Raw genomic sequence first — 22,660 nt, 5'->3', positions numbered from 1 at the left:
TCTGCCCTGGCTCAGCCCCTGGCCGCTTCCGGGTCGAGAAGTCGGTGGAGGTGGACGATGAAGTAGCGCGTCTGCGCCTGATCGACCGTCTGCTGGGCCTTGGCCTTCCAGGCCATATGCGCGCTGGCGTAGTTCGGGAAGATCCCGACGATGTCGAGCTTCGCCAGATCCTTGAAGGTGATGCCGTCGAGCGAGTCCAGTTCGCCTCCGAAGACGAGATGGAGAAGCTGCTTCTGATCCGGTTCCACGCTCATCGATATCTCCTGCAGGGGCTTGCGCCGCCCCAATAAGCCATCCCGGCCGCGCATGCGAGCCGGCCGTGCGCCAAGCTTCCAAAAAAACGTCAGACGGGCTGCGGCCGTCCGTCGCGCAACCGCTCGACAGCATGCCGCAACGGATTTGCGAGCGCATTGTTGCTGGCGATCAGCATCCCGTGAACGGGGTTGGGTCGGTTATAGGCGACGGATTGCCCCGCCGCATCGCTCAACAGGCCGCCGGCTTCGCTCAGGACCAGATCCGCGGCCGCCAGATCCCAGTCGCGCGCATCCGGCGAGATCAGCCCGGCATCGATCGTGCCGTCCGCGATCCGCGTCAGCCGCAGCGCAAGCGAGGGAATCTTGCCGGCAGGTTCGAAATCCTCGGATTGAGCCAGCGCGTCGAGCATGGGCTTGGGCCCGGCTATCTTCGAACCTGCGAGACGGGTTGCCGGCGAGGTGCGGATGGCTTCGCCACTGCGCCGGGAGCCGGCCCCGCGCACGGCAGTGTAGGTCGCATCGCAGGCGGGGGCGTGGACGATGCCGAGCACCGGCGTGCCCGCATCGAGCAGCGCGACGCAAACCGCCCAGTCCGGCGAGCCGCTCATATAGGCGCGGGTGCCGTCGATCGGATCGACGACCCAGACGAAGCGGTGTGTCAGGCGCTGAGCGTCGTCGACGGTCTCCTCGGAAAGCCAGGCGGCTTCCGGCAGCAGCGCAGAGAGACGGATGCGCAGGAAGGTGTCGACGCCGATATCGGCCTCGGTCACGGGTGAGCCGCCGCTCTTGGCCCAGGTACGTGCCGCCGTCGGTGCGCCGGGCCGGAAGAGATCGAGTGCGAGGGTGCCGGCTTCCAGGCAGCTTTCGCAGGCCGCCTTCATCAGCTCGGCCGCGATCGGTAGCGTCATTGCACTCATGCCCCTCCGTATCGGCCGCAAAAGTCGCTGTTTCAAGCCGAAAATGCGGTCACGCTGCGAAAGATTCCGTCAAGCATCCGACGGGAAACCGGCCCGTCAGGGCGCCGAAGCGGCGAAAACACCATCCTTTAACCCAACCCCTTAAGCGCTCGGACACGGCTGCCGCCCAATCTCACATGGCAAGCACGAGAGCCCCGGCATCGACAGAGGGCTCCGTTGCAGCAGGGATTGAGAGAGGCGTTATAACCGATGGCCAGCGTCACGCCGGCCGCCGGGGAGGGTGGCTTTGCGCCGCGTCTTCCCGGCGGATCGACAACCACAGCGATCGTTTCGCACAACCCGATGCCGGCTCGCACGGTAGCGCCGGCGATCGAACGCCTGGGCTCCGTGCGTATCCTGCGCGGCTCGGGCAATTGGCGCGGGGTTGCCTTGCGTCTGGCAAACCCGGCGGGAGACGACGAGCTCTTCGAGCTGGCTCTGACGGCTGGCGATGGCCGTTCCATTGTGGTGGCCTGCGCCGATGAGACCGATGCCGTCGCGCTCTGGCGCGATTTCGGCCGGGCGAGCGGCCTGCCGCTGCTGCTTGAGACCGCCGATGGCGCGGTGAGCGAGCCGTTCCCGCAGATCGGCCGTGTTGCGCTTGGACCCGTGCGGATCCGGCGTCGTCACGGCCTGCTCAACGGACGCCGCCCCCGTTTCCTGACGCGCCGCAAGACTGGCCGGTTGACGGAACTTCCGAATATCGTTTCAGGCGACAGGCTGACCGACTAGCCGGCCAGTGCCGCGCGGACGATCGTGTCGAGCGCCAATCCGGCGGCCAGCAGCAGCCCGGCATCGCGGTTCGAGCGGAACAGCATGAGGGCTTCCGGCGCGCTCGCGCCGGCGATGCGCGCGACCTGGCGGCCGAGATGGCCGGCGAAGGCGGCAAGTCCCAGCCAGGCGAAGAGGCCGCCTCCGACGAGCCAGATCGCGACGCCCGTAAGGGATACCGCCAGGCCGAAGCAGAGCGCCACGGCTTCGCGCGTGTGGTCGCCGAAATAGCGTGCGCTCGACTTGATGCCGGCGATGACATCGTCCTCGATGTCCTGCATCGCGTAGATCGTGTCGTAGCCGACGGTCCAGGCGATGGCTGCCGCATAGATCAGGTAGGCGGGCGGATCGAGCCGCCCGAACACAGCGCTCCAACCCATGAGGCCGCCCCAGGAAAAGGCGAGCCCGAGCACGAACTGGGGCATGTTCGTGATCCGCTTCATGAAGGGATAGATCGCCACGATCGCGAGCGAGGCGATGCCGAGCAGGATCGTGAAGTGGTTGAACTGCAAGAGCACCGCGAAGCCGCCGAGCGACTGCACGACCATGAACGCCGCCGCCGCCTTGGCCGTCACCTGGCCGGAAGGCAGCGGCCGGCCGCGCGTGCGCGCCACTTCCGCATCGAGCTTCCGGTCGACGATGTCGTTGAAGGTGCAGCCGGCGCCGCGCATCAGGATCGCGCCGATCAGGAAGAGCAGGCAATGCCAGGGGTCGGGATAGGGCCGGCCGGCGGCGATCGCGGCGAGCCCGGCCGCCCACCAGCAGGGCAGGAGCAGGAGCCACCAGCCGATCGGCCGCTCTATGCGGGCGAGCTTCAGGAATGGGCGGGTCGCGCGCGGCGCACGTGTGTCGACCCAATGTCCCTTGAGCGCATCGGGAAGGGCGGTGTCAGCCCCGGCGCCGGCATGGAGTGGTGTCGGCTCCGGCATGGCCGACCCTCGCCTGTCAGAGCGCGCCTTGCGGGACGCGCATGCCGCCGCCGGCGCCGCCGGTGATCGAATCGGCGCCGCCGAAGGGATTGGCGCCCTGCGCCTGCTGCTGAGCCTTGCGCTGCATTGCGGCCTGCTGCTTCACTGCGTTGCAGGCTTGCGTGCGGAACGTCACGACCTTCTCGTTGTCGGTCTTCATGCCGTCGATGAAGGTAGGCGGGATCTGGCACCAGTCCTGATTGGCGGTCGCGAACTTGATCGCGGCCTCGCCATTGTTGACCAGACGGCCGAAGGTGCTGCAGGCATCCTGCGGCGTCATCTTCTTCTTGGCCTTCTGTGTGGCCTGAAGCCTGGCGACGATCGACTGACGCTCGGCGAGCAGCTTCTGGATCTGTTCACAGCCGGAGATCTGGGCTTTGGCCGGTGCGGCAGACATGACAGAAGCTACGGCAAGGCCGATCGTCGCGACCACGCCACATGCCAATCCGCGCCGCATCATATCCCTCTCCAGCTTGCCGGCCGATCCGGCCGGTTCTTAAATATGTCCTTAACAGCTCGCGCTGTTAACGCGACGACCCTTGCGAGTCTACTCTTCCTGTGTCGGGAGCTGCTCGCTGCTAGTTCAGGATTGTGGCGTTTTTCATGCCACTTTCCACAGTCAAGATCAGTCGCGGAGGCGCCTGCCCACATGTCCGTTCCCGATTTCGCCCGCCATCGGCTGTTCATCGACCGCTCCTTCGCGTCGGGGACGGCGCTTCCGTTGGAGCGGGAACAGGCGAATTACCTGCTCAACGTCCTGCGCTTCAAGGCCGACGACACCGTGCTCGTCTTCAATGGGCGCGACGGCGAATGGCTGGCGAGCCTGGTGCCCGAAGGGCGCAAGCAGGCGACGCTCGCCCTCGTCCGGCAGGTCAAACCGCAGCCGCCGGAGAGCGATCTCCATTATCTCTTCGCCCCGCTGAAGCACGCCCGCCTCGACTACATGGCGCAGAAGGCCGTCGAGATGGGTGCCGGGTTGCTCCAGCCCGTCATCACACGGCGCACACAGGTGTCGCGGCTCAATCTCGACCGCATGCGCGCCAACGTCGTCGAGGCTGCGGAGCAATGCGGCATCCTGAGCCTGCCTGCGGTCGCGGCGGAAAAGTCCCTCGAAGCGGCTCTGGCGGGTCTTGCGCCGGAGCGGCTCCTGATCTTTTGCGACGAGGGAGCGCAGGAGGCGAGCCCGATCGCGGCGCTGGCGGCGCTGCAGCCGTCGCCGCTCGCCGTGCTGATCGGGCCGGAAGGCGGCTTCGACGAGTCCGAACGGCGGCTGATCCGGGCGCGCGCCAATACCTTGCCGATCTCGCTCGGTCCCCGGGTCCTGCGCGCCGACACCGCGGCGGTTGCGGCACTCGCCCTGGTCCAGGCCACGCTCGGGGATTGGCCACGGCGCTGAGCGAAGCCCCGCCTCGGCCGGCTGAAAGCCGGCTCAACGCCCAGCGAGATCTGCTGCAGGCGCCGGGCGGCCTTTCGCGAATGCAAGAGCCGGGTCGTTGTCGAGCGTGCGGCGCTCGCCTATGTCTGTCGTCCCGAACCTGCGGCTTGCCGGCTTTCGCCGGGGACCAGCAGGTTGCCAATGCCTGTTATGCCGGAGCGCCCATGGCTCGCGACGTGTCCGATTCGACCCCGATCGGTTCGAAGGATGAACTGATCTCCTGGATCGCCGCCGGCGAAAAACCGGAATCGGCTTTCCGGATCGGCACCGAACACGAGAAATTCCCGTTCTACCGCAGCGACCTCGCGCCGGTTCCCTATGAGGGCCGCGCCGGTGCGGGCGGCATCCGCGCCTTGCTCGAAGGAATGCAGCAGCGTCTCGGCTGGGAGCCGATCGTCGATGCCGGCAACATCATTGGCCTCGCCGGCCCCGAGGGTGGCGGCGCGATCTCCCTGGAGCCGGGTGGCCAGTTCGAATTGTCCGGCGCGCCGCTGGAGGACATCCATCAGACGCAGGCCGAGCTCGCCGCCCATCTCGCCGATGTAAAGACGGTCGCCGAGCCGCACGGCATCGGCTTCGTCGCACTCGGCGCCTCGCCGCTCTGGACCCGTGCCGAAACGCCGGCGATGCCCAAGGGTCGCTACAAGATCATGGCGAACTACATGCCGAAGGTCGGCACGATGGGCCTCGACATGATGTTCCGGACCTGCACGGTGCAGGTCAATCTCGACTTCTCCACCGAGGCTGACATGGTGCGCAAGCTCCGGGTCTCGCTCGCCCTGCAGCCGCTGGCGACGGCGCTCTTTGCCTCCTCGCCCTTCCTGGAGCACAAGCTCAACGGCTTCCAATCCATGCGCTCCGAGATCTGGCGCGATACCGACAATGCCCGCTCCGGCATGCTCGCCTTCGCCTTCGACGAGGGCATGTCTTATGAGGGCTATGTCGACTGGGCGCTCGACGTACCCATGTATTTCGTCAAGCGTGGCGACATCTATCACGACGTCGCTGGTGCTTCCTTCCGCGATCTGCTTGCCGGCCGGCTGCCGCAGCTGCCGGGCGAACGCGCCACAATGTCGGATTGGGCGAACCATCTCTCGACGCTGTTCCCGGAAGTCCGGCTGAAGCGCTTCCTCGAGATGCGCGGCGCCGATGCCGGCCCGCCCGACATGCTGGCGGCCCTGCCGGCCTTCTGGGTCGGTTTGCTCTATGATCAATCGGCTCTCGATGCCGCCTGGGACCTCGTCAAGGGCTGGAGCGCGAAGGAACGCCAGGCCCTGCGCGACGCTGTTCCGAAGCAGGGGCTTGCCGCGACGGTTGCCGGGCGCAAGTTGAACGACATCGCCGCCGAGGTTCTGGAACTCTCACGCGCGGGTCTTGCACGACGGGCAAGGCAGAACGCATCGGGCCAGGACGAGAGCGTTTTCCTCGCGCCTCTCCAAGAGATCGTGGCGCATCGGCGGAGTCTTGCCCAGCTCCTGGAAGAGCGCTTCCGCTCGGCCTGGAACGGCAAGGTCGAGCCCGTCATGACGGAGCTGGCGGTGTGAGCCTCTTGCCGGACTGACGCCGGAAATCGCAATTTCCCGCGCATTCTGCCGTCGAAATTAACCAGTTGGCGGAAACTTCATGCATAACCTAAGGGCATGAAGCAGATCGCCGCCAGCTTTGCCGGACTTCTTCGCGACGAGCGCGGCGCCACCGCGATCGAGTATGGCTTGATCGCCGGAGTTCTTTCGTTGGGGATCGTTGCTGCTCTTACGATGATCGGCGGCACCATGAAAGAGCGGCTGGCGGAGGTCGTGGCTGCGCTGCAGTGACTGACTCTTGCCCCGGCCTACTCTGCCGCCACCTTGAAGCTCGCCAGATTATCCAGGCTCTGGATGATGTGCTCGGCCAGCGCGTTCGACAGCACCGAAGGGTCGAAGCGCGTGCGCAGCAGCCCGATTTTGCACGAGGGCAGGGTGGCGTATCCTTCGGACGGGCCGAGGATGCGCATGCCCGGCCGCACCGCGCTTTCCGGCAGCACTGAAACCGCAAGGCCCGCCAGGACGGCCGCCCCGACAGCCGTCGAGTTCCAGCTCGCATAGAGCACGCGGAAGCGGCGTCCCTTCGACTCCAGCGCGTCCACTGCCGCCTGGCGCCAGTTGCAGGTCGGCCGGCCGAGCGCCAGGGGCAGCGGGTCTTCCTCATGCACGCCGTGGCGCGCCGAGGTAACCCATAGCAGCGGCTCGATCCGGATGATCTCGCCCTGTCCGCGGCTTTCGACATGGGTGATGATGGCAAGGTCGATGTCGCCGGTCGCGATGCGCTCGGCCAGCATCGGCGTCGGCTCGCAGACGACGGTGACCTCGGCGCGTGGATTCGAATGGGCGAAGCGCGCGAGAATCTCCGGGAGATAGCGGTCGGCATAGTCGTCGGGCACGCCGAGGCGGATGCGGCCTTTCAGATCCGCATCGGCGAAGGAAGCCACGCATTCGAGATTCAACCGGACGATGCGGCGCGCATAGTCGAGCAAACGCTCGCCATCCTCGGTCAGCTTGGCATGGCGGCCGTCGCGCCCGAAGAGGGGGCGGCCGACGCGCTCCTCCAGGCGCTTCATCTGCATGGAAACGGCCGACTGCGTCTTGAAGACGATCTCGGCGGCGCGGGTGAAGGAGCCGGTATCGGCGATGGCGACGAAGGTCTTGAGCTGATCGGCATCGAGCACATGCGCCATTGGCGATCCCCATCCACTGCTCATCAATATCAGTGTTGCGAGACATCATAACCATTCGTTTGGCTGATGACCAGTGCCTCGCTATTGTCTGCTCACTCTCTGAGCTTTCCAGTCAATGGCGCGTCCGGGCTGGACGGAGATGCCGAGCCAACTTTCCCTTCCGTTTCGATCCAGGAGGCTGTCATGCTGATCATGACCTTTGTCGCGAAGCCGCTCTCGACCATCTCGTCGGGCGTCACGCGCGTTGCCATTTCCGGTTTCGGCGGGATTGCTCAACTCGTGCGTGCCCTCATTCACCGCCGCGAAGTGATGCGTCTCACCGAGCTCGACGAGCGTGGCCTCAAGGACATCGGCCTCGTGCGTTCCGATATTGCCGGTGCGCTGGCGACGTCCTGGTACAAGGATCCGTCGGCCGTGCTTCAGGATCGCTCGGAGGCGCAGGCGGGTGCCGCCGCGGCGCGGCGCGAGCACGCCCAGCTCCATGCGCCGACACGGCCGAAGCTGGCCGCCAATGCAGATCTAGCGGTTGTACGCTGCGCCTGACCCCTTGGCAGCAGCGTTCCTGCGGGCGGAAGCTTCGTGCTTCCGCCCTTTTTTATGCAATTTGAGCGGCTTTTAGCCGCAATAACGCAAACTTCATCATTTCGACGGAAATCTGTCGCGCCGCTCGGATAGCGGCTGCATCGGATCTGGGCTGTCGGCATGAAACTGTCTTTGCGCCTCAAGGATCTGCGGATTCGCACGAAGATCGCGATCCCGCTCATTGTCATGGGAATGATCGGATTGGGCACGGCGATCTATGCCGGCCAGGAATATGCCCGCATCCAGAAAACGTATTCGGATCTGATCGACCAGCGCGCCACGGCGATCCTCGATTCGGCGCAGTCGACGCTGGCGACGAGCTACATCCTGCGCGATCTCTACAAGGCGATCGCCTATCCCGAATACATGAAGCAGAACGCCACCGCGATCGACGATGTGCGCAAGGGCTATGATCTCGCGCTGCAGCAGCTGGTCAATGCCAAGATCAGCTTCCCCGATAAACATGCAGAGTTCGATGTGCTGGCGCGGCGGATCACCGAGCTCAAGGCCAAGATCGACGACGTCACCAAGCAGGCGGCGCGCGACGAGGATTTGCCGGCGCTCTCGGTAATGTCCGAACTCGACCGGGCTTTCGGGGGGATCATCGCCGACGCGGTGAAGCTCAACGGTGAGATCAAGAGCGATACGCAGACGACGGCTCAGGTGCTCGACGCCGAGGCCAAGCAGCTCGACTGGCTGATGCTGGTTTTGACCATCGTCGGCACGCTGATCGGGCTTGCCGGCGCGATGATGCTCGCCCGCCTGTCGATCACCAGGCCGCTCGATCAGCTCAAGGAACGGATGGCCGATCTCGCGGCGGGCAACTACGCGGTCGAGATCGAAGGGCAGGCCCGGCGCGACGAGCTAGGGGCCATGGCGCGGACCGTCCAGGTCTTCAAGGAGAATGGTCTCGCCGTGCAGCGGCTCGAGGCGGAAACGGCGGAGAGCCGCGACGCCTCGGAAGCGCAGCGCCGCTTCGTCGAGCAAGAGCGCGCCGCCCATTCGCAGGAGCAGGTGCGCCTGGCCGCCGAGCAGCGTCAGGTGATGGACGCGCTCGCCGAAGGGTTGGATCGGCTCTCGCGTGGCGACCTGACCTGCCGGATCGATGCAGAACTTGCCGCGGAATACGAGAAGCTGCGCGACGATTTCAACCTGGCTGTCGGCCATCTCGCGGAGACGATCCGGACGATCCAGGCGACCTCCGGCGACGTCGGCAATGCGGCGCTGGAGATCAACACCGGCGCCGACGATCTCTCGAAGCGCACCGAGGAGCAGGCTTCCTCGCTCGAGGAAACCGCGGCGACGACCGAGGAATTGGCGGCCTCGGTCAAGGCTTCCGCGCATTCCTCGCAACAGGCGGTCGCGCTGGCGGACGAGGCGATGGATGTCGCGCGCAAGGGCGGTGCCATCGTCCAGGACGCGGTCGATGCCATGGCCCGCATCGAGACGGCTTCGCGCAAGATCTCGGACATCACCAGCGTGATCGACGAGATCGCCTTCCAGACCAATCTTCTGGCGCTCAATGCAGCAGTCGAGGCGGCGCGCGCCGGCGATGCCGGCAAGGGCTTTGCGGTCGTGGCCTCCGAGGTTCGCACGCTCGCCCAGCGCTCGAGCGCGGCTGCCAAGGACATCACGGCGCTGATCACCGAGTCGGGCGCGGAGGTGGCACAGGGCGTCGGTCTGGTTCGCTCGGCGGGTGCCGCGCTCGAGCGCATCGTCGAGGCCTCGGGCAAGGTGTCTGCCACGGTCTCGGAGATTTCCGCTGCCGCGACCGAGCAGGCGCATGGCATCGACGAGATGAGCCAGGCCGTGGCTCACATGGACGAGATGACGCAGCAGAACGCGGCTCTTGCCGAGGAGAGCGCGGCTTCCGCCACGGCCCTCGCCAGTCAGATCCAGCGCCTCAACGATCTCGTCGCCAGCTTCCGCACGCATGATGGCGTTGCCGAACTGCGCAGCATGGCTGCGGCCATGGCGGCACAGGTTGGCGAAGGGCGGCTGCGCGCCTGACGCCTGCCTGATCAGCCGGTCGGGATTGGCAGGCGCTTTCCGGCTTTCGGCGGCTGTCCGGCTTCAGCGGCGCCCCTGGCCGCCGCCGAGCATGGCGTCGAGGATCGACTTCAGCGCGTTCTGATGATCGTCCTGGATCTGGCGGCCGTGCTCGAACATCTGGTTGAGCGCATCGAGGCCGATAGAGCCCGGGCCGGGAGCCTGCGAGGACGAGGGTGCCTCTTCAGGTTCGGGCTCGGGCGCGCGGCGCGGCGGCGGCGCGCTGCGCGATGCGGGGGTGGGCTCGGTTTGCGGAACGGCCGCGCCACCGAACATGCCGCCGAGAATCTGGCCGAGCGCGCCGCCGAACGGGTCCGTCGGGTTGGCTTGAGGACTGGTCTGCGGCTGGGCTCCCGCCTGCCCGAACATTCCCTTCAGGATCGCGTCGAACGGATTGGCCGGCATCTGCGGCTGTTGCTGCGGCGCGGGCTGCATGCCCGGCATCTGGCCGCGCATCATTTCGGCGAACTGGCCGAGAATGCCGCCGAGCCCTTCATTGCTGCTCGATTTGGACAGGCCGCCCATCAGCATCGCGGCAATGACCGGGAGCATCTGCTTCAGGATCGCCTGGCTGACGCCGCTGGTCGCCGCCGCCTGCGCTGCGATGGCCTGGCTGACCTCGCGCGAGCCGAAGATCTGGCTCAGCACGTCGTTTCCTGCCGATTGCGCACCGGTGGGGATGCCGCTGCCGGCTGCCTCGAAGAAGCGGGCATAGGGCGAGGCCGTCATCATCTGGGCCAGCGCGCCGAAGGCGAATGGGTCCTGCGTCTGCCGTTGGAGCCCCATCGAGAAGGCCGGCAGCAGCGCATCAAGCGCGGCCTGGGTCTGCTGCAGGCTCAGGCCATATTGCTGGGCGAGATTCGGCACCGCTCGACCATTCTGTGCCGATTGCATGATATCGAACAGATTCATCATGGATGCCTCCCCAGGCCGGCGTTCAGTTCCGTGCCTGAGCGGACGATAGCAGGGTGTCCTTGTCTGGCAAATCGAGGGTGGCCCGGCGCTGCAGCGCTTCGCGCTCCAGCCGGGCGATGCCGCGATAGGCGAAGACCAGTGCCAGCACGCCGAAGGCGACCGCACCCAGCGCCGAGCCGGCAAGCGCGCCCTTGGGCCCGGCCATCTGCGCGCCGAGGAAGGCGAAGGGCATGGTGCCGAGCGTCGCGCGGCCCCAGCTGAACAGCGTCGACAGGAACGGCATGCCGAGATTGTTAAAGGCGGCATTGGCGACGAAGAGCATGCCGACGAAGAGCCACATCGGTCCGGCGATCAGGCAGAAGAACTCGACCAGCTCTGCCGTAAGCCCCACGGCGTGGAAGGCGGAGACGATGACGCCACGCAGTGAAAGCAGCAGCAGCCAGGAAGCCAGCACGCACCCGCCAGCGAAGATCGCTGAATCTGTCAGGCCGCGCCGCATCCGGTCGAAGCGCCCCGCGCCCCAGTTCTGGCCGAGGATCGGACCGACCGCGCCCGAAAGCGCAAACACGGCACCGAAGGCGACGGGCACGAGCCTGTCCATGATCGCGAGCGCCGCCACCGCCCCGTCGCCGAAGCGGGCGACGACGCCTGCGAAGACGGCGTTGGCGATCGGGTTGGAGAGGTTGGTCAGAATGGCCGGCCCGGCAATGGCGAAGGTCCGGGCGCTGTCCTGGCGAATCCAGCTCAAGCGCGGCCGGGCCATCATGCCGTGGACGACCACGGTCGCGTGGAACCCGATGGCCACGATGATGATGCGCGCCAGCACGATCGCGATCGCCGCGCCGTCCGGCCCGAGCCCGAAGCCGAAGATCAGCAGCGGATCGAGTCCGGCCGTAGCGATGCCGCCGCCGAGTGTCACGAACATTGCGCGGCGCGCATCGCCGATGGCGCGCAGCACGCCGGAGAACCCCATGCCGATCGCCATCAGCACGTTGGAGGGCAGGGTGATGTGTAGGAAAGAGAGGGCGACCGCATAGGACTGGTCATGCGCGCCGATGGTGCGCAGCAGCCAGGGCAGCAGCGGCAGGGCGGCGAACGACAGCACCAGAGCGACCAGCGCCATCAGGACCATGGTCGAGGCGGCAATGCGCCGCGCGCCCTCGCGGTCACCGGCGCCGATGCTGCGCGAGGTCAGGGCGGCGACCGCGATCATCAGGCCGACATTCACCGAGATCATCAGATAGAGCACGATGGTGGCAAAGCCGACGCCGGCGGTGGCCTCGGGGCGCCCGAGCCAGGAGACATAGAGCAGCGACAGGAGGTCGACGACGAAGACGGCCATCAGTCCGATCGAGCCCGTCGCCGTCATCACGGCAACGTGGCGCATCAGCGGGCCTTCAACAAAGGCGGCCTGCGCCGGCCGGGTGGAAGAGCTGCTCACCGCTCGGGCTCTCCAACGCCGCCGACCGAGACCTCGGCCCCGCCATCGGCGATGACCTGCTCCGTCTCGGCATTGAGGGCCTTGGGCTTGCCCTTCGGCTTGACGATCGGCTCCGGCGTCACGCGCGGCACGCGGTTCAGCGCGGCGGCGATCCCCTCGCTGAACTGGATCTCCATGCGCTGGGCATCGCGGTCGCGGACGTGGTCGATCACGAAATCGGCCTCGTCATGGCTCAGGCCGAGGGCCTCGAGCGTGACGCGGCCGAAACCGAGCGCCGATTCGAAGGTTTCGCGCATCTGATAGTCGACATTGGCCTTCATCAGCTCGATCGCGTGGATGCGGTCGAAGGAGCGCACATGCACGCGCACCTGCGGAAACTCGGCCTTGACCATCTCGACGATGCGCAGCGCCGCGTCCTTGTTGTCGATGCAGACGCAGATCACCTTGACCCGGCCGGCGCCCGCGGCACGCAACACGTCCAGGCGCGTCCCGTCGCCGTAATAGACCTTGAAGCCGAAGCGGGCAGCGGCGCGGATCTGCTCGACGTCGGAATCGATCACGGTGATGTTGATGTGCTGGAGCAGCAGCGCCTGCGTCACCACCTGGCCGAAGCGGCCGAAGCCGACCACCATCACCTGGCTGTCGCTGATCCCGTCGAAGTCCTCCTCCATCGTCTCCGGCGTGACGCGCGAAAGCAGCACCGCATCGATCAGCTTGGCGACGATCGGGCCGAGCAGCATGCTGATCGCCGCGAGCGCCGTCGCCATCGCCGCCTGTGACGGGGTCAACAGCCCCTGCGCAAGGCCGAGCGGCAGCAGCACGAAGGCGAACTCGCCGGCCGGGGAGAGCAGGGCACCGGCCCGGATCGCCTCCAGCCAGGACGAGCAGGAGATTCGCAGGATCGAGGTGACCACGGCGATCTTGAACAGCACCAGCAGCGGCGCAGCCACCGCCAGCAGCATCCAATTGGAGGCGACCAGCTCGAGGTCCAGCGACATGCCGACTGCCATGAAGAACAGGCCGAGCAGCACGCCACGGAAAGGCTCGATATCGGCTTCGAGCTCGTGCCGGAAATGGGAATCGGCCAGCATCACGCCGGCGAGAAAGGCGCCCATCGCCATCGACAGGCCGACATGCTCCATCAGCAGGGCCGCGCCGAGCACGATCAACAGCGCGGCAGCCGTCATAACGTCCTTCGCGCCGGTATTGGCGAGGATGCGGAAGAACGGGTTCAGCACGTAGCGCCCGGCCAGGATGATCGCGACCAGCGCACCGAGTGCGATGCCGAGGCTGACGAGCGCGCGCATCGGGCTGCCGGCCTGCGCGCCGCCGGTGGTGGCGAGCAAGGGCAGGAGCGCCAGGACGGGTGCGATTGCCATGTCCTGGAACAGGAGGATCGAGAAAGTGCGCCGGCCATAGGCTTCGCTGGCGTCGCCTCGTTCCGCGAGCTGCTGCAGTGCGATCGAGGTGGCGGAAAGCGCCAGCGCCACGCCGACCGCGACCGCGCCTGCGGCGGACAGGCCGAAATACCAGCCGAAGAGGCCGATGCCGGCGGCGCTGAGCGCCATCTGGGCCAGGCCGGTGCCGAGAATGTCCTTGCGCATCGAATAGAGGCGCGCCGGCTGCAGTTCGAGGCCGACCAGAAAGAGCAGCAGCACCACGCCGATCTCGGCCGTGCTGCGGATGGCGTCGGGGTCCTTGATCACGCCCAGGACCGAGGGGCCGATCACGATGCCGGCGGCGAGATAGCCCAGAACCGCCGATTGCCCGAGCTTGCGGAACAGCGGAACAGCGACCACCGCCGCGGCGCAGAAGGTCAGGATCGGCGGCAGGAAGCTGACATGCGAGGTGGCGTCGGCCATACGGAACTCGTGATCGGAAACGGGCGTGCGATGGCCTGAAGCGGAGCTGCTGCGCGGTCGGCCAGGGGTTCTATCTAGGCGCTCGGCGGCAAGACTGCGAGAGGCAATCGACATGGCTGTCTGGCCTGCGCCGCTTCGCTTCCTTGACATCGCCGCCATCCCGCCGAAAGAAGACCGGCATCATCCGGAGTTCATTTCGCGCGTGACCAAGCCGCCGCTCGCCATCCTGCTCTGTGCCCCGCGCGGCTTCTGCGCCGGGGTCGTGCGCGCCATCGACGCGGTCGAGAAGGCGCTCGCGCTGCATGGCGCGCCGGTCTATGTCCGCCACGAGATCGTCCATAACAAATACGTCGTCGAATCCCTGAAGCGGAAAGGGGCAGTCTTCGTTGCCGAGCTCGACGAGGTGCCCGACGAGACGCGCCCGGTGATCTTCTCCGCCCATGGTGTCGCCAAGGCGGTTCCGGCGGCGGCGAAGGCGCGCAACCTCTTCGCTATCGATGCCACCTGCCCGCTGGTCACGAAGGTGCATCGCGAGGCCGAGGTGCATCACAAGCGCGGCCGCCACATCCTGCTCGTCGGCCATGCCGGCCATCCGGAGGTCATCGGCACGATGGGCCAGTTGCCGGAGGGGGCGATCACGCTGATCGAGACGCTGGAGGATGTCGCCGCGCTGACCCCGCCAGCCGCCCAGCCGCTGGCCTATGTCACACAGACCACGCTCTCGGTCGACGACACCCGTGAAATCGTCGAGGCGCTGCAAGCGCGCTTCCCGGAGCTGATCGCCCCGCACAAGGAAGACATCTGCTATGCGACGACGAACCGCCAGGAAGCGGTGAAGCGCGTGGCGCCGCAAGTCGACGGGCTGATCGTCGTCGGCTCGCCCAATTCCTCGAACTCGCAGCGCCTGCGCGAGGTGGCCGAGCGCGCCGGCTGCCCGGTCGCCCGGCTCGTCCTGCGCACCGACGAGATCGACTGGGCCGTCTTCGGCAATATCCGCAGCCTCGGCATCACCGCTGGCGCCAGCGCGCCCGAGGTGCTGGTCGAGGAGATCATCGATGCCTTCGCCGCCCGCTACGAGGTTCGCGTCGAGACCGTCTCGACCGCCGACGAAAACGTCTTCTTCCCGCTGCCGCGCGAATTGCGCGGCGAAGCGGCGCCGAACGCGGCCGAGTAACGCCAGCAGAGGCATTTTCAAGCGAGGCGGATACCCCGGTTCGCGTGAAGAAAATGCGATAAACCGAAGAGCAAGAGAGCCTGATCTTGGCCGTCTATACCGAAGTTCCCGATGACGAGATGGCTGCCTTCGTGGCGCGCTATGGCATCGGCGATCTGCTTTCCGCCAAGGGCATCGCCGAGGGCGTCGAGAACTCGAACTACCTGATTCACACCACGCAGGGCACTTTCATCCTCACCCTCTATGAGAAGCGGGTGAACCCGGACGATCTGCCGTTCTTCCTTGGCCTGATGCAGCATCTCGCAGGCCGCGGCCTGATCTGCCCGCAGCCGGTGCAGGATAGCCGCGGCGAGATGCTCGGCCGCCTCGCCGGGCGCCCGGCCGCGATCGTCACCTTCCTCGACGGGCTCTCCGTCCGCCGGCCGACCGCTGCCCATTGCCAGGAACTCGGCCGCGGTCTCGCCTTGATGCACGAGGCCGGCGCCGATTTCACCATGGAGCGGGTCAACGCGCTCTCCGTGCCCGGCTGGCGTCCCCTGGCGCATCAGGCGGGGCCGGATGCCGACAAGGTCTCTCCGGGCCTCGCCCGCCGGGTCATGGCGGAGATTGCCGTGCATGAGGCGAGCTGGCCCAAGGATCTGCCGCGCGGCGTGATCCATGCCGATCTCTTCCCCAACAACGTCTTCTTCATCGGCAGCCGGCTGTCGGGCCTGATCGACTTCTACTTCGCCTGCACCGACGCCTATGCCTATGATCTGGCGATCTGCCTGAACTCCTGGTGCTTCGAGGCAGACGGCTCGTTCAACCTGACCAAGGGCCAGGCGCTGCTCGCCGGCTACGAGACGGTCCGCCCGCTGAGCTTGGTCGAGATCGAGGCGTTGCCGCAGCTCTGCCGCGGCTCGGCCCTGCGCTTCCTGCTCACGCGCCTGGTCGATTGGCTCAACGTGCCGCCGGGCGCGCTGGTCAAGCCGCATGATCCGCTCGAATACGACCGCAAGCTCGCCTTCCACCAGCGCGTCGTCGACGCCCGCGAATACGGGCTGAAGCGGTGAACGATACTGTCGAAGTCTGGACGGACGGGGCCTGCTCCGGCAATCCCGGGCCCGGCGGCTGGGGGGCGATCCTCACCTTCAACGGCGTCGAGAAGGAGCTTTCCGGCGGCGAGGCCCAGACCACCAACAACCGTATGGAGCTGATGGCAGCCATCGCCGCGCTCGAGGCACTGAAGCGGCCCTGCACCGTCGCGTTGCACACGGACAGCCAGTATCTGCGCCAGGGCATCACCGGCTGGATCCACGGCTGGAAGAAGAACGGCTGGAAGACCGCCGACAGGAAGCCCGTCAAGAATGTCGAGCTCTGGCAGAGGCTCGAGACGGCGCTCGGCCGCCACAAGATCGAGTGGAAATGGGTCAAGGGCCACGCCGGTGACGAGATGAACGAGCGCGCCGACGCGCTGGCGCGCGCCGGCATGGCGCCGTTCAAGTCGGGGCGCTAGCGGCTCATCGAATACCGATCCTTGCGGCCCGACGCGGCTTCGCGGCTCGGACGATCTCCCTCAGCGCCAGCCGAGCGCCGGTGCGACGTGCTTCAGGATCGCCTCGATGACATGGGCGTTGTAGTCGACGCCGAGCTGGTTCGGCACGGTCAGCAGCAGCGTATCGGCTTCGGCGATCGCCTCGTCCTTCGCCAGCTCCTTGACGAGCTTGTCCGGCTCGGCCGCATAGCTGCGCCCGAAGATGGCGCGGGTGTTCTCATCGATGAAGCCGATCTGGTCGTCGCCCTGGTCGCCGCGGCCGAAATAGGCGCGGTCGCGATCGTCGACCAAAGCGAAGATGCTGCGACTCACCGAGACGCGCGGTTCGCGCGCATGGCCCGCCTCCCTCCAGGCCTCGCGATAGGCGCGGATCTGCTTCGCCTGCTGAATATGGAAGGGCTCGCCCGTCTCGTCGTCCTTCAGGGTCGAGCTCTGCAGGTTCATGCCGAGCTTCGCCGCCCACACGGCGGTCGCGTTTGAGCCGGCGCCCCACCAGATGCGCTCGCGCAAGCCTTCGGAATGCGGCTCGAGTCTCAGCAGGCCGGGCGGGTTCGGAAACATTGGCCGTGGATTCGGTTCGGCGAAGCCCTGGCCGCGCAGCACGTCGAGAAAGACCTCGGCATGGCGGCGGCCCATATCGGCGTCGCTTTGGCCCTCGGCCGGTTCGTGGCCGAAATAGCGCCAGCCATCGATCACCTGTTCCGGCGAGCCGCGGCTGATGCCGAGCTGGAGCCGTCCGCCGGCGATGAGGTCGGCCGCACCGGCATCCTCCGCCATGTAGAGCGGGTTCTCGTAGCGCATGTCGATCACGGCGGTGCCGATCTCGATGCGTTTCGTCCGGGCGCCGATCGCGGCCAGCAGCGGGAAGGGCGAGGCGAGCTGCCGGGCGAAATGATGGACGCGCATATAGGCGCCGTCGGCGCCCAATTCCTCCGCCGCGACGGCGAGATCGATCGACTGCAGCAGGGCGTCGCCGGCCGAGCGCGTGCCGGATTGCGGCGAGGGCGACCAGTGGCCGAAGGAGAGAAACCCGATCTTCTTCATGACGCGCCTGTCGCTGGCTGCGGGCGCAAGATGCGCCCTGCGAGGGGACGGCTCGGCGGCTACCGCAAAGCGGTCCGCTCAAGCCTCCTGCCAATATAGGCGCTTGCATGGCCGTTGCGATTGCACAGGCGCAGGCTTGCCTCTGCGTCTATGCAGCCCGGCTTGTGTCAGATCATGCGAAGACGGCTGTCTGCTCGTCACACCAGCGGCTGGCGATAGACGATGAAGCCCGACTTGTCGGCGACCTTGTCGTAGAGTTCCTGCGCCTGCAGGTTCGATTCATGCGTCTGCCAGTAGACGCGGAAGCAGTTCTTCTCCCGCGCCATGGCGTTCACGGCCTCGATCAGCTTGCGGCCGACGCCGGTGCCGCGCGCCTCCGGCACCGTGAACAGATCCTGCAGATAGCAGATGTTCCGTTCGCTCCAGGTCGTGCGGTGCATCACCCAGTTGGTGATGCCGAGCGCCTTGTCGCCCTGCAGCGCGATGAAGCCGCCCATCGGCTCCTGACCGCCGGTCAGCCGGTTGAAGGTAATCTCGTCGAGCTCGGGCGGCAGCGTCGCCTTGTAGAAGGTCAGATAGCCCCGCCAGAGCGGCGTCCAGGCGACGCGGTCGGCAGCGGCGAGCGGGCGGATGATGATATCGGACATGCAGGCTTTCCTCCGGCGCAGACGCTAGCCGGGGGGCCGGGCCTTGTCTCATGACAAGCCGCGATCGGATCGATCAACACCCGGAAGAAGCCATGAAAGGAGGACGGCGACTTGGCGGGGCCGTCAGCGCTCGACCCTGTGTGGACCTCGCTCATTCTCGCGAAGACCCTAATTTTCGGACGTTGCGAAAGTCTGCGATTCAATTCATGCAAAACTCGCGAGTTTTGCGATGATTTTTGGCCCTTGGCTCATAGTCGCCCAAGATATCGGCCAAAAAGCAATGCCTCAGGCAAAACACATACCGGTTCCATCGAGAGCGCAGAGCGCAATGAAGACTGCAAAAAATTTCATCGCCACACTGGCGATAACACTTTTGATACCGTCTGTATCTTTTGCAGATAGCAGCAATGGAGAGAGGATTTATTTGAAGAGATGCGCCATGTGTCACGGAGCCGATATCAAAGGCACAGGATCATTGGCCGATAAAAGCATCCCTCCAACGCCTGATCTTACGACGCCTGCGTTCAAGAAACGCCTGCTCGATTATCCCGGCGTCATTGTAGCATCCGTGATACTTCGTCCAAACGGGGATCTAATTCCGAAGACGCTGCGAGAAAACGGCGTAAAACTGCCAGCATTCACGTGGACAGTTAAGGACTTCCGCGATCTGAACGAATATATGACTGGCGCAATCTCCAAAACGAAATGATCACATCCTCGCGCAATTCCCGAAGTTTGCGCCGACAACGAGGGCATTGATCTTCCCGCACCTTCCCTGTCGCAAAATTGGCTCGAAAAATTCGACATTTTGCGACAGGTCGAATGGCGACCCGAAGCGGAAGCTAGCCGCGCCGCTTCGGGAGAACGGGAGTGCGGTCAGCCGCCGCCCGCCGCGCTTCGGAGCTGGGACTCGATCTTCGTCAGGTTGAACGAACCCGGCGTCTGGCTCGGCGGGTAATCCTTCATGGTTTGCAGGAACTTGGCCGCGAGACCCTGAATCGGAACGATGACGAAGACGCGCTCCAGGAACCAGTCATTGTAGACGTTGGCATTATGTTGCGCCTTCTCGAACGGGTCGCGGCGCAGGTGGAAGAGCAGGGGGACGCGTAGCTCAGTGAAGGGCTCGCGCCAGACGCCGAACGCCTCGCCCCGGTTCTCGAGGAACACGACCTTCCAGTCCTGATAGCGGGCTGCAACGACCTGTCCGTCATCATTGACGTACCAGAATTCATTGCGCGGCGACTCCTTCACCTTGCCCGACAAGTAGTCGAGCTGGTTATAGCCATCGATGTAATTCTTGTAGTTGCGCCCGTTGAGCTGCACGCCTTTCAGGAGCTTGTCCTTGATCTCGGGCTCCCCGGCGATTGCCGCGAAGGTCGGCAACCAGTCTTCATGCGCGAAGATGCCGTTCAGCGTCGTGCCCGCAGGGAACCTGCCCGGCCAGCGAACGAAGGCAGGAACGCGGTAAGCACCCTCCCAGTTGGAGTTCTTCTCGCTGCGGAATGGTGTCGTGGCGGCATCGGGCCAGGTGTTGTAGTGCGGGCCGTTATCGGTGGAGTAAAAGACGATGGTATCGTTGGCGATGCCGAGATCGTCGACGAGCTTCAGCAGTTCGCCGACCATCCCGTCATGCTCGACCATGCCGTCGGAATAGTCGTCCTGCCCGGATTTGCCGCGGCTCGCCGGCTTGATATGCGTGCGGAAATGCATCCGCGTCGCATTCCACCAGGTGAAGAAGGGCTTGTTGGCACGGACCTGGCGCTGGATGAAGTCCTTCGCTGCGGCCAGCGTCTCCTCGTCGATCGTCTCCATCCGCTTCTTCGTGAGCGGCCCGGTGTCCTCGATCTTGCCGTCGGCGGAGGCCTTGATCACGCCGCGCGGCCCGAACTTCTTCCGGAACTCGGGGTCTTTCGGGTAGTCGGGGTTCTCCGGCTCCTCCTCGGCATTGAGGTGGTAGAGATTGCCGAGGAATTCGTCGAAGCCGTGCTGGGTCGGCAGATGCTCGTCGCGGTCACCCTGATGGTTCTTGCCGAACTGTCCGGTCGCATAGCCCTGCGATTTCAGCACCGTCGCCATGGTGACATCGGTCTTCTGCCAGCCCTCGGCGGCGCCGGGCAGGCCGACCTTGGTCATGCCGGTACGGACCGGCACGTTTCCGCCGATGAAGGCCGCACGGCCCGCGGTGCAACTCTGCTGCCCGTAATAATCCGTGAACGACACGCCTTCACGCGCGATCCGGTCGATGTTGGGGGTCATGTAGCCCATCATGCCGCGGCTGTTATGGCTGATGTTCCATGTTCCGATGTCATCGCCCCAGATCACCAGGATGTTGGGGCGGCGCCCGGACGGTGCGGCGGCTTGAGGCGCCGGAGCGGGCTGCTGCGCCTGAGCGCTGGCGCCAAGGCCGGTTGCCGCGGCAACAAGAGCCGAGCCCGAGAGCAAGATGTTCCGCCGGTTGATATCGGGGCCTTCTTTAGGGGTCGCAAATTGTTCGACCGATTTAACAGTCATATTGCCTTCTCCTCCATAATCTTGAACTTAAAAAGTCAAGCAGATGGCCATCAGAGGCTTGAACAATGCTATTCTCGGATTCGGGATCTTAGGTTGCCTCGGCGTCTGCCGCGGTTTAGGCACCGCGCGCCATCCTGCCGCCAGGCGGCATCGCGAGGAAGTCCGTAACAGTAACAATACGCGTGCCCATAAGGCGGCGTCCCGCCCATGCCGGGCATTGGCCGCGTTGGCCGCCTCGGCACCCACAGCCCAACAGAAAAGCCCGCGCGACGACCTCGCGCGGGCTCTGCAATTGGCGTCCGGCAAGCCTTAGAGCTGGCCGAGCATAGTCTCGGCGCCGGAGGCGTCGGCCTTGCCGGCGGCTTCCTCGACGTTGAGGGATTTCACGACGCCGTCTTCGACCAGCATCGAATAGCGCCGCGAGCGCGTGCCCATGCCGAAGCCCGAGCCGTCCATCGACAGGCCGATTTCCGTGGCGAAATCGGCGTTACCGTCGGAAAGGAACTCGATGACGCCGGCGCCGCCGGTCGCCTTCGACCAGGCGTCGAGCACGAAGACGTCGTTGGTGGAGGTCACCAGAATGGCGTCGACGCCCTTGGCCTTGATCTCATCGGTCTTGGCGAGGTAGCCGGGCAGATGGTTCTTGTGGCAGGTCGGCGTGAACGCGCCGGGCACGGCGAAGAGCACGACCTTGCGGCCCTTGAACAGGTCCTCGGTCGTCCTGGCAGCCGGGCCATCGACGGTCATGATGCGGAACGTCGCCTGCGGAAGCTTGTCACCCACCTGGATCGTCATTGCGTCTTTCTCCGTGAAGCCCGCGGCGGGAAGGCCGCTTCGCCTCAGGGATTAGGGCTTGCCGGCGGGGATGTCGAGTTCGAGCCGTATCTCGACGGGCTTGGGCGTCCCGCGAACGGTGAAGATCAGGGGGACGGGACCAGCAGCGCTCTTCGGCCGCTCGTTGATGCGGATCTGAGCGGCAACCGTGCCGTCGCTCTGCGGCGTCAGCCGGGATTTGCCAAAGGACCATTGCCCGGGCCCTTCGACGAAGATGTCCTCGATCTTGCCCTCCGGGGGCGGCTGCAGAACGAGCCTGAGACCGGGATCGACGACGGTGTCGTCAAGCTTGGCCTCGAGGATGGAGGTCTTCTCCTTGTGCGGGCCGGGCTTCGCCGATACCGGCACACGCGCCTCGAAACTCTCCAGCCGCGGCGATGTCACGGTCGTGACGCCCGGCTCGAGCCACAGGCTCGCCTCGCCTTTGGCCGGGATGCAGATTTTCTCGCAGACGGCATATTCGAGCTTGAGGACGACCAGGACGGGCCGGGACGGATCGACCGGCTGGACCGAGATCGGAATCACGACTTCCCCGACATAACCGATCGAGTAGCCGGCCGAATCCTGAAATCGCTCCGGAACGGGCCAGCGCACATCGAGCCCGCCGATATTGGTCGAGCCCGACCAGTCGAAGTTCGGCGGCACGCCGAACTCGCCGGGGCTGCGCCAATAGGTCTTGAAACCCGGAGACATGACGATCTCGACGCCGACGCGCTGCTTGCCCGTCGCAGTGGTCGGGCCGGCGATCAGGCGCAGCTTCGCATGCTCGCTCGCCGACCATGGCGACATCGCGGCCTCGGTCGGCGCCTCCTGCGCGTGCGCGGCGGCGCCGAGCGCGAGAGGCATCATGGCCAGCAGGGAAAAAATGCGGTTCACGACCCTGCATTATCCATTGCGAAACCGAAAAGCGAACAAAACCTACGTCTCACGTCCCGAATTTGCTCCCGCAACCTTCACTCTTGCGCGCAAA

The 22,660-nt window shown here is 65.7% G+C and carries 23 protein-coding genes; 10 read left to right on the top strand and 13 right to left on the bottom strand.

The features are described from left to right. Positions 1–11: 11 nt before the first annotated feature. Both AC1DDA_RS05710 and AC1DDA_RS05705 read right to left on the bottom strand, forming a co-directional pair. Positions 12–254: a DUF4170 domain-containing protein gene (locus AC1DDA_RS05710; RefSeq protein WP_441510875.1), complete on the bottom strand. Its 243-nt coding sequence runs from the start codon at positions 252–254 to the stop codon at positions 12–14. An 89-nt stretch (positions 255–343) separates the two neighbouring features. Then, complete coding sequence (locus AC1DDA_RS05705) at positions 344–1,171, bottom strand: 3'(2'),5'-bisphosphate nucleotidase CysQ (protein ID WP_476794978.1); 828 nt, start codon at positions 1,169–1,171, stop codon at positions 344–346. A gap of 249 nt (positions 1,172–1,420) precedes the next feature. Here AC1DDA_RS05705 and AC1DDA_RS05700 point away from each other — a divergent pair, with 249 nt between their 5' ends. Beyond that, the gene (locus AC1DDA_RS05700) at positions 1,421–1,942 is read left to right on the top strand and encodes a DUF6101 family protein (protein ID WP_476794977.1); all 522 of its coding nucleotides are present in this window, start codon (positions 1,421–1,423) and stop codon (positions 1,940–1,942) included. Here the strand turns inward: AC1DDA_RS05700 and ubiA are convergent. Continuing rightward, positions 1,939–2,910 (bottom strand): 4-hydroxybenzoate octaprenyltransferase, encoded by a 972-nt coding sequence (gene ubiA, locus AC1DDA_RS05695; protein ID WP_476794976.1) that lies wholly within the window; start codon positions 2,908–2,910, stop codon positions 1,939–1,941. The two genes, AC1DDA_RS05700 and ubiA, sit on opposite strands and share 4 nt — an antisense overlap. A gap of 16 nt (positions 2,911–2,926) precedes the next feature. Then, positions 2,927–3,346, bottom strand: a complete 420-nt coding sequence (locus AC1DDA_RS05690) for a hypothetical protein (protein ID WP_476794975.1) — start codon at positions 3,344–3,346, stop codon at positions 2,927–2,929. A 252-nt stretch (positions 3,347–3,598) separates the two neighbouring features. Here AC1DDA_RS05690 and AC1DDA_RS05685 point away from each other — a divergent pair, with 252 nt between their 5' ends. The 3 genes from AC1DDA_RS05685 (at position 3,599) to AC1DDA_RS05675 (ending at position 6,198) form a co-directional block, all read left to right on the top strand. Next, on the top strand, positions 3,599–4,345 hold the full coding sequence (locus AC1DDA_RS05685; protein ID WP_476794974.1) for a 16S rRNA (uracil(1498)-N(3))-methyltransferase: 747 nt from the start codon (positions 3,599–3,601) through the stop codon (positions 4,343–4,345). A gap of 203 nt (positions 4,346–4,548) precedes the next feature. Beyond that, positions 4,549–5,928, top strand: a complete 1,380-nt coding sequence (locus AC1DDA_RS05680) for a glutamate--cysteine ligase (RefSeq protein ID WP_476794973.1) — start codon at positions 4,549–4,551, stop codon at positions 5,926–5,928. A 96-nt stretch (positions 5,929–6,024) separates the two neighbouring features. After that, on the top strand, positions 6,025–6,198 hold the full coding sequence (locus tag AC1DDA_RS05675) for a Flp family type IVb pilin (protein ID WP_476794972.1): 174 nt from the start codon (positions 6,025–6,027) through the stop codon (positions 6,196–6,198). A gap of 17 nt (positions 6,199–6,215) precedes the next feature. On the opposite strand, the gene AC1DDA_RS05670 is transcribed toward AC1DDA_RS05675, so the two are convergent. After that, positions 6,216–7,097: a LysR substrate-binding domain-containing protein gene (locus AC1DDA_RS05670; RefSeq protein ID WP_149130562.1), complete on the bottom strand. Its 882-nt coding sequence runs from the start codon at positions 7,095–7,097 to the stop codon at positions 6,216–6,218. Positions 7,098–7,163: 66 nt separating this feature from the next. Between AC1DDA_RS05670 and AC1DDA_RS05665 the strand changes: the two genes are divergently transcribed. Beyond that, positions 7,164–7,640 (top strand): DUF1127 domain-containing protein, encoded by a 477-nt coding sequence (locus tag AC1DDA_RS05665; RefSeq protein WP_476794971.1) that lies wholly within the window; start codon positions 7,164–7,166, stop codon positions 7,638–7,640. A 159-nt stretch (positions 7,641–7,799) separates the two neighbouring features. Next, on the top strand, positions 7,800–9,689 hold the full coding sequence (locus AC1DDA_RS05660) for a methyl-accepting chemotaxis protein (protein ID WP_476794970.1): 1,890 nt from the start codon (positions 7,800–7,802) through the stop codon (positions 9,687–9,689). A gap of 63 nt (positions 9,690–9,752) precedes the next feature. On the opposite strand, the gene AC1DDA_RS05655 is transcribed toward AC1DDA_RS05660, so the two are convergent. Genes AC1DDA_RS05655 through AC1DDA_RS05645 form a run of 3 tightly spaced genes read right to left on the bottom strand, consistent with a single transcriptional unit; the run spans position 9,753 to position 13,946 of the window. Next, positions 9,753–10,643 (bottom strand): DUF937 domain-containing protein, encoded by an 891-nt coding sequence (locus AC1DDA_RS05655; RefSeq protein WP_476794969.1) that lies wholly within the window; start codon positions 10,641–10,643, stop codon positions 9,753–9,755. Positions 10,644–10,665: 22 nt separating this feature from the next. Next, positions 10,666–12,084 (bottom strand): MATE family efflux transporter, encoded by a 1,419-nt coding sequence (locus AC1DDA_RS05650; RefSeq protein ID WP_476794968.1) that lies wholly within the window; start codon positions 12,082–12,084, stop codon positions 10,666–10,668. Beyond that, the gene (locus AC1DDA_RS05645) at positions 12,081–13,946 is read right to left on the bottom strand and encodes a monovalent cation:proton antiporter-2 (CPA2) family protein (protein WP_476794967.1); all 1,866 of its coding nucleotides are present in this window, start codon (positions 13,944–13,946) and stop codon (positions 12,081–12,083) included. The genes AC1DDA_RS05650 and AC1DDA_RS05645 overlap by 4 nt, the downstream gene beginning before the upstream one ends. Before the next feature lie 112 nt (positions 13,947–14,058). Here AC1DDA_RS05645 and ispH point away from each other — a divergent pair, with 112 nt between their 5' ends. The 3 genes from ispH (at position 14,059) to rnhA (ending at position 16,615) form a co-directional block, all read left to right on the top strand. Then, positions 14,059–15,120, top strand: a complete 1,062-nt coding sequence (gene ispH, locus AC1DDA_RS05640) for a 4-hydroxy-3-methylbut-2-enyl diphosphate reductase (RefSeq protein ID WP_476794966.1) — start codon at positions 14,059–14,061, stop codon at positions 15,118–15,120. A gap of 86 nt (positions 15,121–15,206) precedes the next feature. Next, complete coding sequence (locus tag AC1DDA_RS05635; RefSeq protein ID WP_441510889.1) at positions 15,207–16,172, top strand: homoserine kinase; 966 nt, start codon at positions 15,207–15,209, stop codon at positions 16,170–16,172. Further along, on the top strand, positions 16,169–16,615 hold the full coding sequence (gene rnhA, locus AC1DDA_RS05630; RefSeq protein ID WP_476794965.1) for a ribonuclease HI: 447 nt from the start codon (positions 16,169–16,171) through the stop codon (positions 16,613–16,615). The genes AC1DDA_RS05635 and rnhA overlap by 4 nt, the downstream gene beginning before the upstream one ends. 60 nt (positions 16,616–16,675) lie before the next feature. Here rnhA and AC1DDA_RS05625 read toward each other — a convergent pair whose 3' ends face one another. Together AC1DDA_RS05625 and AC1DDA_RS05620 are read right to left on the bottom strand one after the other, a co-directional pair. Further along, positions 16,676–17,698 carry an LLM class flavin-dependent oxidoreductase gene (locus tag AC1DDA_RS05625; protein WP_476794964.1) on the bottom strand — a complete coding sequence of 341 codons (1,023 nt, stop codon included), beginning with the start codon at positions 17,696–17,698 and terminating at the stop codon, positions 16,676–16,678. A gap of 197 nt (positions 17,699–17,895) precedes the next feature. Beyond that, positions 17,896–18,345: a GNAT family N-acetyltransferase gene (locus AC1DDA_RS05620; RefSeq protein ID WP_476794963.1), complete on the bottom strand. Its 450-nt coding sequence runs from the start codon at positions 18,343–18,345 to the stop codon at positions 17,896–17,898. Positions 18,346–18,574: 229 nt separating this feature from the next. Between AC1DDA_RS05620 and AC1DDA_RS05615 the strand changes: the two genes are divergently transcribed. Further along, positions 18,575–19,054, top strand: a complete 480-nt coding sequence (locus tag AC1DDA_RS05615; protein ID WP_476794962.1) for a cytochrome c — start codon at positions 18,575–18,577, stop codon at positions 19,052–19,054. A 167-nt stretch (positions 19,055–19,221) separates the two neighbouring features. Here AC1DDA_RS05615 and AC1DDA_RS05610 read toward each other — a convergent pair whose 3' ends face one another. From AC1DDA_RS05610 to AC1DDA_RS05600, 3 genes are all read right to left on the bottom strand, one after another. Then, positions 19,222–20,856, bottom strand: a complete 1,635-nt coding sequence (locus AC1DDA_RS05610; protein ID WP_476794961.1) for an arylsulfatase — start codon at positions 20,854–20,856, stop codon at positions 19,222–19,224. 309 nt (positions 20,857–21,165) lie between these two features. Next, entirely contained in the window at positions 21,166–21,651 is a 486-nt protein-coding gene (locus AC1DDA_RS05605) for a redoxin family protein (RefSeq protein WP_476794960.1), read from the bottom strand. 51 nt (positions 21,652–21,702) lie between these two features. Continuing rightward, on the bottom strand, positions 21,703–22,566 hold the full coding sequence (locus AC1DDA_RS05600) for a protein-disulfide reductase DsbD domain-containing protein (RefSeq protein WP_476794959.1): 864 nt from the start codon (positions 22,564–22,566) through the stop codon (positions 21,703–21,705). Between the last annotated feature and the right edge of the window lie 94 nt (positions 22,567–22,660).

It is taken from the genome of Allobosea sp. 10N428 (assembly GCF_056394545.1).
The sequence above is the reverse complement of the archived record's forward strand: the minus strand, read 5'-3'. Positions and strand labels throughout refer to the sequence as shown.